Raw genomic sequence first — 10,866 nt, 5'->3', positions numbered from 1 at the left:
AGCTGATTTTTTGCCAAAACCAATACGGATTCCCATCTCGTTACTTTTCCCGTTCAACGCATGGCTCCAAAAGGAGAAATTCTTATTTATAATATATGATTTAAGGCCGTTCGTCAAATCTCGTATTTATCCAGCTGATCGAGGAAATTGCGCGATTTCAGCTTAAGGCCAAGCTGCATGTCCATAAAGGCCCGCATTACCGTTTTCAGTTCCTGCTTCGTTTCATCCTTAACGTTTGCGTTGCCGAGCCTGCGCAAATCCATTTTTTCGAACAGCGACAATAGCTTGTAAGTACCGGGCGTCACTTTCATCGCCGCCGGGTCTTGGTGCCGGCAGCCGCTGCACAGCTTTCCGCCCAAGCGGGGGCTGACATACAGCGACTCATCGGTTCTCCCGCAGGCAATGCAGCTGGCGAAAGAAGGACCGTAGCCTGCGGCCTGCAGCATTTTCATTTCGAACAAATGGGCGACGATTTGCGGGTCCTTCCCGGACGAAAGCGCGTCGAGACAAGCTTTTAATTGCGTGAACCAAAAGCTCCCGACCTCCTCGTCCTGCAAGGTCCGGTCCAACAGCTCGCAGACATAAGAAGCATAGGCCGCCAAAAAAAGGTCCTCACGCAAAGAAAAGTGAGATTCGATGATCTCACCTGAATTCAGCGTTCCGAGCCCGCCGTTTTGACGGAAGAACACATATTCACCGTACGTAAAGGGCTGGGTCAGCGCCGCATGCCGGCTTTTCACCTTTTTGGCTCCGCGCGCCAGAACCCCTACTTTACCGTGGCTTTCCGTGCATAAAGTAATGATTTTATTGCCTTCACCATAATCCATGCTGCGGATGACGATTCCTTCCACCCTGTAAAGCATGATATTTCCCCCAAACCGTCCTGGCTGCTTCTCCCCGATTCTTCGCTCCGGTCACTCGGCCTCTTCTTCCAAGACCAGCTCTTCGGCCGCGGCCTCCTCGTCGGAACTGCCGCAGGCTTCTTTATACAGCAAGTAAGCATCGACATCTCCAGTCATCACAAAATACTTCCACGAAAAATCTCGCATTCGTATTCATCCTTTCTTCGGAAATGACGCCTGCATCTTCAAAGAATAGGATGTGCCGAAGGACCGGAACTATGCGTTGCAATAACTCCCAGTATAGAATACGCCGGACTTAAGCACAGGCTTAAGCGTCCTGGTGGAAGCCGAGATCCCGCAGAATCCGCTCCTGATTGCGCCAGTCTTTTTTGACTTTCACCCACAGCTCCAGAAAAATCTTCGAGCCCAGCAAATTTTCGATATCCTGGCGGGCCAGCTTGCCGACTTCCTTAAGCAAGGCCCCCCGCTTGCCGATGATGATCCCTTTTTGCGAATCGCGCTCGACGAAAATGACGGCCGAAATATAGACGACCCCGTTCTCCTGCACGCGCATGTCTTCGATCGTCACCGCGATCGAGTGCGGAACTTCCTCGCGCGTGAGATGCAAAATTTTCTCGCGGATCAACTCGGCGCACACAAACTGCTCCGGATGGTCGGTCACCTGATCCTCCGGATAATATTGCGGTCCCTCCGGCAAATACTTGCCGATTTGCTCGATCAGCGTGTTTACGTTGTTGCCGAGCTTGGCCGAAATCGGCACGATTTCCGCAAACTCGTACAGCTTGCGGTATTCCTCCATGATCGGCAGCAGTTGCTCCGGCTCGACGCGGTCGATTTTGTTCAGCACGAGAATGACCGGCGTTCCAACGCCCTTCAACCGTTCGATGATAAAGCGGTCCCCGCCGCCCAAACCTTCCGCGACGTCGACGAGGAACAGCACCGCTTCCACCTCTCCCAGCGTGTTCAGCGCCGTCGTATTCATATAGTCGCCAAGCTTCGACTGGCGTTTATGGATGCCGGGGGTATCCAAAAAAACGATCTGCATCGATTCCGAGGTGTACACCCCGTGGATTTTGTTCCGCGTCGTTTGCGGTTTGTCGGACATGATGGCGATTTTTTGGCCGATAATGTGGTTCATCAGCGTCGATTTGCCGACGTTCGGCCGTCCGACGATCGCTACGAAGCCGGATTTGAATTTCGCTTTTGACATAAGCCTGTTGTTCCTTTCGTGTAGTGACTTGGCAGTGACTTGGCGGGTTACTTCCCGGACTCCTCCAAATGCGAAGGAGCAAAGGCGTACGGAAGCAGTTCGCGAACCGTCGTATGGCGGACATCGCCCCGCAGGTTGCCGAGAATGACCGGCATGTCCGGACCGCACAGCTCAAGCATCACCTGGCGGCAAACGCCGCAGGGAGCGACGGGGTCGTCCGTGTCCGCGACGACGGCGATCGCCTGAAAGCTGCCGGGACGGTGTCCGTCAGCAATGGCGCGAAACACGGCCGTGCGCTCGGCGCAGTTCGTCGGGTTGTAGGCGGCGTTTTCGATGTTGCAGCCGCGATGCACATGTCCGCGCTCATCGAGCAGCGCCGCGCCCACGCCAAACCCCGAATATGGGATATAAGCCGCTTTACGGGCCTCTATAGCTTCTTGAAGCAGTTTTTCGTAATCCATAACCATATCATCTCCTTAAATGAACAAGATAACAAGGCCCAACACCAAAAACAGCGTTTGACCAAGCGATCAGGCGCACATCTTCAGGTTAACCTGTTCATCCTTCAAGTGCGATGCTACTTGGACCGAAGGGCCCCAGGCAAGCGGGATGCCGCTGAATATCAAAGCAGGAGTCCGCCGATAAGTCGGCGGCGCTATTTGGTATTGCACCGAGAAAACCGGCAAAAACCAGGCTGTCCGAGAAATTCCGGCGAAAAACATAAGGGCAAAAAAGGGCGTTATTTCAGCGGTATCCGTCCATTTGAGAGAAATAGAGGAAATTCAAGTCGCTATTTGCTCAAATCGTAAGGAAATACCCATGTTTGGGACTATTCATAGGTAAATAAGGACAAAAAATGTCGCTAATGGGGATCAATATGCTGCGACTCCGGATAATAAGAACACAAAGTTCCGCTATTTTGAAGGGCGGAGGGTTCGTCGTTCCAGTTGCCGTCTGGTTCTGGCTCTAGTTGCCGGTGTCATGCGCCGATTTCTAGGTTTCAGCCGAACAAAGCGTGAAACCAGGCTATAACCGGCCGGTAGAAGATCAATACCCCGATCACGACGGCAAACACCGCCGCAGCCAGCACTGCCCCGGCAGCGGCATCCTTGGCCAGTTTAGCGAGAGGATGCCGCTCCGGGGTGATGAGATCGACCGCCGTCTCAACGGCCGTGTTCATTAGCTCGAGCGATATCACCAAAGCGATCGTCAGCAGCAGGACGGCGATATCGCGGGGCGGAAGCCGAAAATACAAGGAAGCCGCGATCACGAGAACGGCGGCAAAACAGTGAAACCGCAAGTTCCGCTGCGTCTTCAGCGAAGCCGCAATCCCTGCGAACGCATACCGGAACGAAGCGCCCCACCCGGCTTTGGGCTTCATCAGCGGGTCAGCCCCACCTTGGCCAGAGCCGCTTCCTGCTTGCCCATCATTTCCGCTTCGCTCGCCGCATCCTGATGATCGTAGCCAAGCAAATGCAAAAACCCGTGAACGAACAAAAAGCCGATTTCGCGTTCGATGGAATGCCCGTATTCTTCGCTTTGCGCCTTGGCCTTCTCGACGGAAATGATGATGTCGCCGAGCACGTCGGTCAAATCGTCCAGTTCCTCATCTTCTTCAAGCTCGTAAACGATTTCCGGCTCCTCGTCCAGCGACTCGTTCATCGCAAACGACAGGACGTCGGTCGGGCGGTCGATCCCGCGGTAATCCCGGTTCAGCTCATGGATCGCGGCATCGTCCACGAACGTCAAAGCGACTTCCCCTTCGGTAATGCCCTCCGTTTCTCCCGCGATCTGCAGCACCCGGTCAAGCAAATCGATCAGTTCCTGGCCGATCTCCATTTTATCTTGCTCATTGCTCCAAGCCAGTTGTAGGCCCATTTACGCCCTGCCCCCTGTCCTTCTCTTCATTCTTGTTTTCCCGGCTTTTCTTGATTTCCTCCGGATATTCGATCCGGGAATGGAAGATCCCCATGACGGTTTCCTTCAGCGTTTGGGCGATGATATCCAGCTCGCGCAGCGTCAAATCGCATTCGTTGAACTGGTGATCGTCCAGCCGGCTTTTGATGATTTTCTCGATCATCGATTCAACTTGTTCCACCGTCGGCTTACGCAGCGAGCGCACCGCCGCCTCCACGCTGTCGGCGATGCCGACGACGGCCGCCTCCTTGGACTGGGCTTTGGGCCCCGGATAGCGGAAATCCTCTTCGGTGAAGTCGGGCTCTACCCCTTGCTCTTCAGCCAGGCGCAACGCCTTGTGGTAAAAATAATGCAAAAAGGTCGTTCCGTGATGCTGCTCGGCGATATCGCGAATCGGCTTGGGGATTTTATATTCCTTCTGCATTTCCGCGCCGTCCCGGGCATGGGCGATAATGATCGATTTGCTCAGTTTCGGATCGATGAAGTCATGCGGATTTTCCATATTGTTCTGGTTCTCGATAAAATAACTTGGCCGCTTCGTCTTGCCGATATCATGGTAATACGACCCGACCCGGCAGAGCAGCCCGTTGGCTCCGATCGCCTCCGCGGCCGCCTCCGACAAATTGCCGACCATGACGCTGTGGTGGTACGTTCCCGGCGTTTCCGTCAGCAGCTTGCGCAGCAGCGGGTGGTTCGGGTTGGACAGCTCCACCAGCTTCAGCGCGGACAAAATGCCGAACGTCACCTCGAAAAACGGCATCAAGCCGATGACGAGGATCGTCGTTAACAGGCCACCCGCCACGGCAAAACCCAAATCGTACAGCGTGCTGGTTTGCGTCCAGTCGTTGTTGTCAAGCAGGGTCAGCGAAAAGACGGCAAACGAACCGAACAGGCAAATCATAATGCCCGCTTTGAGCAGCGTCGACCGCTGGCTGGCCCGATGAATGGCGAAGATCGAAGCAAAGGAGATGACCAGGGCGAAAAAACCGAACTTGAAGTCAAAAATCTCCCCTTGATGCACATTCAAAATGATGCTCGCCAACACGCTGAACAGGATGGAGCAAATATAAGCCAGCGGCACTTCCAGCAGCAGCGTGATCAGCATCGCCCCCGTGGCGATCGGCGCCAGATAGCCGATGTACGGATGCTGCTCGTCTTGCAATAGGTTGATGACATGCATCGAAACGATCGTAATCAAAATAATCATCAGCAGCATGACGAATTGGGCGTTGTTGTATTTAAACCGGCCGGTTCCTTCCGAATGGCGGATATACATAATCAGCCCCGTCGCCATCAGCAGGGACAGCAAAGTCAGGCCGAACTGCGGCGAATAGTCGACCTCGTCCTTCAGCAGCCCGTTTTTCTCCAGCAGGGTATACATTTCCTCGGTGATTTTCTCACCCTTTTTAACGAGGACGTCCCCTTGCTTGATATATACGGTAGGCGTATTTTCGCGCGCTTCGACCTTGGCCGCCTTCGTCGCTTCCTCATCGTAAAACTTGTTGGCCGTAATCGACAGGCGCGCCAGTTCCTGCACAACTTCCCGGGAGGTCCGCTTGCTCAGGGAACTCGTGCTGACCATTTCCGCCACCTTGGTCCGGGCCGTTTGAGCGTCCACGATCGAATCGGCCGTCAACCGGGCCACGATGTCGGCCGCCACCGGTTTCATTTCGTTGATATCTTCGGCGGTCAACCGCGGAATTTTGATGAACGTTTCCTCGGAAATATGATATTGCTGTTCATCGATCCGCTGGGTGACTTCCTCAAACAAGGTCGCCGAATAAGCGCTATTGTTGCGGTTGTTCATAATAAAAGTTTGAACGTAGTCCTTAACGCGCTGCGGCAGCTCTTCGCGGTAAATTTGGATTTTGTCGTCTTCGGACACCTGATCGTCCTGATTCAGCCGGAAAATCCGGTCCAGCAGCTGGCCGACCAGCGCTTCATTGCGAAGCGGCAGGATCGTATAAACTTGTCCGACCTTCTCGGCCGCGTCCTCCTGGGCCTTCAGCGTCGCTTTGGTGTCCGGGATGTCCATCGGCGCCAGAATCTCTTTGTCGCTGGGCAGCCCCACGGCGATGTCATAGGTTTCGGGCAGCAGTTTGGGCGCCATGCCGGCATACAGCATAACGACAAGCACCACGTACAACAAATAACGCACCGTTGTGCTATGTTTCCATCCCGCAAAGGTGGATTGAAACGCGCCTTTATTTTGCTGATCGTTATTCGTCATAAAGACAGCCCTCCTGCTTACCCTTGATTTTCAGCAGCACGGTCATATGCAACAATGATTTTCTGTACCAGCGAATGGCGGACAACGTCCGATTCGGCAAAATAAACGAAACCGATCTCCTCGATGCCGCTTAAAACCGCTCTGGCTTCCACCAGTCCCGACTTCTTGCCTTTGGGCAAGTCGATCTGCGTAACGTCTCCGGTAATGACCATCTTGGAGCCGAAACCAAGGCGGGTCAGGAACATCTTCATTTGCTCCGGCGTCGTATTTTGAGCCTCGTCCAAAATGATAAACGAATCGTCCAATGTCCGGCCGCGCATATACGCCAGCGGCGCGATCTCGATCAAGCCCCGCTCCAGCGCTTTGGCCGTTTGCTCCGGCCCCATTACGTCATAGAGCGCATCGTAAAGCGGCCGCAGGTAAGGGTCCACCTTCTCCTGCAGATCGCCCGGCAAAAAGCCGAGGCTCTCTCCGGCCTCCACCGCGGGCCGGGTTAAAATGATCCGTTTGACCGTTCCTTCCTTCAGCGCCGCGATCGCCAGCACGACCGCAAGATACGTCTTCCCCGTACCGGCCGGACCGACCCCAAACACGATATCCCGTTTCTTGATCGTCGTGACGTAATGCTTCTGTCCGATCGTTTTGACGCGGATCGGCTTGCCCCGGTAGGTGACCGCAATTTCGCCTTTATATAGATCAAGCAGTTGATCCGCCCGGAAATCCTTGGCGAGTTCGATCGCATAGAGGACGTCCCTTTCGGTCAACACGTACCCGTTGCGAATCAGTTCAAGCAACACCTCAAACAACTGCTCCACTTTCTCCGCCTCATGCTGCTCGCCGCGGATCGTAATTTCCGATTCGCGCAAAACGACGCCTGCGCGCAAATGCTCTTCGATTAATTTCAGGAACGCGTCTTGGGGTCCAAATAAAGCAAGGCCTTCCCCCGCGCTCTGAAGCGGTAACTTGATGCTCACCAGTTGTTCAGACAAATAGCCTCATTCTCCTTGATCTTGTACTATCGGAAGTTCTTCCGCAATGTTTTGCTCTACTTCAAAATGCACTTTCATATAAACTTTACCATTGTCTGTGTTCTCATGCAAAATTTTTTGATTCATAATGACGCTGTCCACGCCGTATTTGGCCAAAATATCCCGTTTCGCCCGCTCGATTCCCTCCTGCTTGGCCTGCTCCGCGGTCCGTTTCCATTCCATGTCCGTCGTTTCCAGCACCTTTTCGGTCATCCAGCCGATCGGCAGTTTGAACTTCCTCCAGGTGAGCGGATCAAGCTCGGTCAATGTCTCCGACTGCTTGAACGGAATTTTGCCGTAACCGGTGAGTTGGATCGCCGTATTTCCGAAATACAGGAACCCCCGCTGCTTTCGTTCCCCGGTGTACACTTTCTGTTTATGCAAAAGCGGAACCTCGATCTTGTATTCATGCCACACGATGCCGCGCACCACGCCTTTGGAGACGACGGCCTTCCCGCCTTGGAAACCGGATACGAGCACCTGTCCTTTTTTGACCCGGTCGTTTTTGCCCACTTCCGGCTGGCCTTTTTCCGCGTATATATGGGAAACGACCGCATCGCTTTTGCTGACGAGATGGCGCGGGCTGAGCAGCGTTTGTTCCTTCGGCTTGGTCGCCTCCACCACCTGAATCGTGATCCGCGTGCCGGTCCGGGAGACGCCGACCCAGGAAGTCCCCGGAAGCTTGCGCGTCAACTCCGCCGACAGCTTGTCCTGTTTGGGCAGGCGAAAAATCCACTGAAACGGATAAAGCCCTTCCTGCTTGGCGGCGGCCAGCACGTCCTCGGTGGCGATTTTTTCGTTGCCCTGGACGTTGATGTCCCATACCAGCGAGGATAAACAAAAGATCGCCGCGATAAAAAAGGCAAAGCCGGCGATAAACGCTTTTCTTTTCCGGACCCGCGTCAAAATAAAAGGCAGCCCTGACCGTCCTTTGACCGACATCCGGCAGCCTGTCCGTTTTAAAAAGGGACGCAAGCGAAAAAAATCGGAAAGCCCCACTTTCATTTCCATTTGTCCTCCCGGCAAAGGCATTACGTCCCAGACCTCGATGCCTTGTCCGGCCAGCTCGTTGACGAGCTGTTCGATCTTCTCCCCGCGGACCAGGATGGTGACGACGCCGCGCAGCTTGGTGATGGCCGGTGATCTCACGTTTTACTCCTCCATTCCTCGATATTTAATGCCGAATATTCGGCCCTCAATAACCACTTCCTCGGGCATGATCGCTTTGATGACCAGCTCTTTGCCCTCTACCTCCAGAGTGCCTTGGCTTAGCGCCAAATGCAGCTCCTCGGGAGAAAAGTGGACGACGCCCCGGTGATTCTCTATGTACAGCTGCTGACCTCCGATCAAGGTGAGCCTCGGCAAATCGTATACAAGGTCGCTGGGCAGGTCGAGCGCATCGACCGTCCATTTGCGGATTTTGCGGACAAACCGGCTCATATGAGGCAATCCTCCTTCCCCTACTGTACAAATTATGCGGGGGTCCGCGGATTTATGAAAATGGAAAAAATCCCGCCCTCGCCAGGAGAACGGGATTAAATGCGTGTTCAAACAGCCCGGCTTTTTCAGCACCGGCCAACATAATGAAAAAACACCCTCTACATCGTCTATAACGTAGAAGGTGTTCGTCTGTGAGTTATTGCAAAAGCTGTTGAACCGCCTGGTTTACGAGCTTGCCTTCTGCCCGGCCTTTGACCTTCGGCATGAGCGCGCTCATCACTTTCCCGATATCGGCTTTCGAAGAAGCACCGGTTTCCTGGATGGTCTGCTGTACAATGACTTTAATTTCTTCTTCGGTTAGCTGTTCGGGAAGGTACTCAGCAAGGATCTCCGCTTCCGCTTTCACTTGTGCGGCAAGATCGTCGCGACCCGCTTTTTCAAATTCTTGGAGGGCATCTTTGCGCTGTTTGATTTCACGACTAAGGATATCAAGCACTTCATTATCGTTCAAAGTTCTTTTCAAATCTATTTCAAGATTTTTCATCGTAGCGCGAACCATTCGTATGGTGGAGAGCTTGAACTTGTCTTGATTCTTCATCGCTTGCTTCATATCTTCGTTCAATCGCTCGCTAAGATTCATAGCAGCTAAATCCTCCTAAAACTTTCTCTTACGAGCAGCCTCGGACTTTTTCTTGCGCTTTACGCTTGGCTTTTCATAATGCTTACGTTTCTTCACCTCAGCCAATACTCCATCTTTCGCGATGGAACGTTTAAAGCGACGAAGTGCAGCATCAATTGTCTCGTTTTTGCGAACTTTAGTTTCAGACACCAGTTTTCCCTCCCTCCGACCAGACCGTCCAAGAGCATAACACGGTTCATCAAACTTCATTATAGGGGAAAGTGAAATAGAGTGTCAACCTTCTAAATGCCCTTTACAGCGCATGCGAGTCGGAAGATTGTGCCAAAGCCCCCAGCTTCGCACCGCCAAGCAGATGGTAATGGATATGCTGCACCGCCTGTCCGCTGTCCGGGCCGCAATTGTTGATCAAACGGTAGCCGCTTTCGGCGACGCCAAGCTGTTTGGCGACGTCCTGGGCGATCCGGTGCATTTCGCCGATCAGAACAAAATCCTCCGGAGCGACCTCGTTCATCGAACCGATATGCTTCTTCGGAATGATCAGCACGTGCACGGGCGCGGCCGGCTGAATATCGCGGAAAACGAGAAACCGCTCATCTTCGTAAACTTTGCTGGACGGAATCGATCCTTCTACGATTTTACAGAACAAACAGTTGTCCATCTTGATCCTCCTAATTTCGGTTGTCATTTCACGATAAATCCATCATACCGAAAAAAGGCAAAAAAAAGAAGCACCCTGCTACTCCTATAAGAGTCGCTGGTCGCACGGACGTATTGGACGGAAAAACAGGAATCTCTCCTCACCAATACGTCCGGCGGGGTGCTTGCAAAGTGATGTCGGCTTAACTGTAGTATAACAGCGGGGTGTTACTGTATCTGTGATCTGTATCACCTAAAAAATGATTTTCCCTTTACTTACACAAACTGTCTTGTATCATTATTTCTTCCCATTCGTCTGCACCGTCTTGAAAGCCTGATAGTCAGGAACCTCACCAATCCGGTAATGAAACGTGCGCTCCATGTCAACAGCGGCGCAAAGCACCAATCCACCAGCAAATAACACAACGATACTTGAGGCATTACGCTCAAAACCGGCCAGTCGGATCGCTTCATCCAGCGGCATGGAGAGCAGATACAAGGCCAGGATGCCGGCATAGCACAGTACAACCACCACATTCAGTGCAATCAGCACTTTCCACAGATTCCAATTTTTCTTAAGCACCACTAGGCCACAATCGAGGCTGCAATCGCCGCAATTTGAAAAATAACAAGGCCCAGAACAGGTCTAGTCGTAATATCCACGCTGGATTTCAAGAAGAGCACCAGGATCTCCCACTCCATATCCACCATCCCTTGCCGGGAGATCACGGTGTTACTGCCCGTATACGCAACCGCATTGGACGCATTGCGCAGAATATTCACCTCGCGGGAAATGAAGTCCTGTTCATTCGGGATTCCTTGCTCTGCATACAGATTGAACTGGAACAGATCCGGGTTATAGAAACTTTGCGGTGTCTGAACCAGTCCCAGTTTAAAGGTTG

Annotated in this window: 15 protein-coding genes; all 15 read right to left on the bottom strand. The window is 53.0% G+C overall.

The genetic code is table 11. The features are described from left to right. Window positions 1-113: 113 nt before the first annotated feature. The 15 genes from recO to NYE74_RS14170 all read right to left on the bottom strand — a co-directional run bounded on the left by recO (window position 114) and on the right by NYE74_RS14170 (window position 10,747). The gene (gene recO / locus NYE74_RS14240) at window positions 114-863 is read right to left on the bottom strand and encodes a DNA repair protein RecO (protein WP_036621320.1); all 750 of its coding nucleotides are present in this window, start codon (window positions 861-863) and stop codon (window positions 114-116) included. A 51-nt stretch (window positions 864-914) separates the two neighbouring features. Further along, entirely contained in the window at window positions 915-1,049 is a 135-nt protein-coding gene (locus NYE74_RS14235) for a YqzL family protein (protein ID WP_082207725.1), read from the bottom strand. A gap of 121 nt (window positions 1,050-1,170) precedes the next feature. After that, window positions 1,171-2,073: a GTPase Era gene (gene era / locus NYE74_RS14230; protein ID WP_036621318.1), complete on the bottom strand. Its 903-nt coding sequence runs from the start codon at window positions 2,071-2,073 to the stop codon at window positions 1,171-1,173. A 47-nt stretch (window positions 2,074-2,120) separates the two neighbouring features. Continuing rightward, window positions 2,121-2,534 (bottom strand): cytidine deaminase, encoded by a 414-nt coding sequence (locus tag NYE74_RS14225; RefSeq protein WP_036621317.1) that lies wholly within the window; start codon window positions 2,532-2,534, stop codon window positions 2,121-2,123. Between the two features lie 539 nt (window positions 2,535-3,073). Next, a complete protein-coding gene (locus tag NYE74_RS14220) occupies window positions 3,074-3,454 on the bottom strand; it encodes a diacylglycerol kinase family protein (RefSeq protein ID WP_036621316.1) in 381 nt (126 codons plus the stop codon). Next, the gene (gene ybeY / locus NYE74_RS14215; protein WP_036621314.1) at window positions 3,454-3,951 is read right to left on the bottom strand and encodes an rRNA maturation RNase YbeY; all 498 of its coding nucleotides are present in this window, start codon (window positions 3,949-3,951) and stop codon (window positions 3,454-3,456) included. Before ybeY ends, NYE74_RS14220 begins: the two co-directional genes overlap by 1 nt. Further along, entirely contained in the window at window positions 3,923-6,220 is a 2,298-nt protein-coding gene (locus NYE74_RS14210; protein WP_036621312.1) for an HD family phosphohydrolase, read from the bottom strand. Before NYE74_RS14210 ends, ybeY begins: the two co-directional genes overlap by 29 nt. 17 nt (window positions 6,221-6,237) lie before the next feature. Then, window positions 6,238-7,209 carry a PhoH family protein gene (locus NYE74_RS14205; protein ID WP_036621311.1) on the bottom strand — a complete coding sequence of 324 codons (972 nt, stop codon included), beginning with the start codon at window positions 7,207-7,209 and terminating at the stop codon, window positions 6,238-6,240. Window positions 7,210-7,215: 6 nt separating this feature from the next. Continuing rightward, complete coding sequence (gene yqfD, locus NYE74_RS14200; protein WP_036621310.1) at window positions 7,216-8,397, bottom strand: sporulation protein YqfD; 1,182 nt, start codon at window positions 8,395-8,397, stop codon at window positions 7,216-7,218. A gap of 3 nt (window positions 8,398-8,400) precedes the next feature. Further along, on the bottom strand, window positions 8,401-8,688 hold the full coding sequence (yqfC, locus tag NYE74_RS14195) for a sporulation protein YqfC (RefSeq protein WP_124333041.1): 288 nt from the start codon (window positions 8,686-8,688) through the stop codon (window positions 8,401-8,403). 196 nt (window positions 8,689-8,884) lie between these two features. Continuing rightward, the gene (locus NYE74_RS14190; RefSeq protein ID WP_036621306.1) at window positions 8,885-9,328 is read right to left on the bottom strand and encodes a GatB/YqeY domain-containing protein; all 444 of its coding nucleotides are present in this window, start codon (window positions 9,326-9,328) and stop codon (window positions 8,885-8,887) included. Between the two features lie 15 nt (window positions 9,329-9,343). Then, window positions 9,344-9,517 carry a 30S ribosomal protein S21 gene (rpsU, locus tag NYE74_RS14185; RefSeq protein ID WP_005547957.1) on the bottom strand — a complete coding sequence of 58 codons (174 nt, stop codon included), beginning with the start codon at window positions 9,515-9,517 and terminating at the stop codon, window positions 9,344-9,346. A gap of 103 nt (window positions 9,518-9,620) precedes the next feature. Next, window positions 9,621-9,986 carry a histidine triad nucleotide-binding protein gene (locus tag NYE74_RS14180; protein ID WP_036621304.1) on the bottom strand — a complete coding sequence of 122 codons (366 nt, stop codon included), beginning with the start codon at window positions 9,984-9,986 and terminating at the stop codon, window positions 9,621-9,623. 276 nt (window positions 9,987-10,262) lie between these two features. Then, window positions 10,263-10,547, bottom strand: coding sequence for a hypothetical protein (locus tag NYE74_RS14175; protein WP_036621302.1), 285 nt, complete (start codon window positions 10,545-10,547; stop codon window positions 10,263-10,265). Between the two features lie 2 nt (window positions 10,548-10,549). Beyond that, the gene (locus NYE74_RS14170; RefSeq protein ID WP_341004871.1) at window positions 10,550-10,747 is read right to left on the bottom strand and encodes a hypothetical protein; all 198 of its coding nucleotides are present in this window, start codon (window positions 10,745-10,747) and stop codon (window positions 10,550-10,552) included. Between the last annotated feature and the right edge of the window lie 119 nt (window positions 10,748-10,866).

Origin of the sequence: Paenibacillus sp. FSL P4-0127, from assembly GCF_038007325.1 — a bacterium.
In the GTDB taxonomy this organism is placed as follows: domain Bacteria; phylum Bacillota; class Bacilli; order Paenibacillales; family Paenibacillaceae; genus Fontibacillus; species Fontibacillus macerans.
Note: the sequence above shows the minus strand (reverse complement) of the source record. Positions and strands in the feature narration are given on the sequence as shown.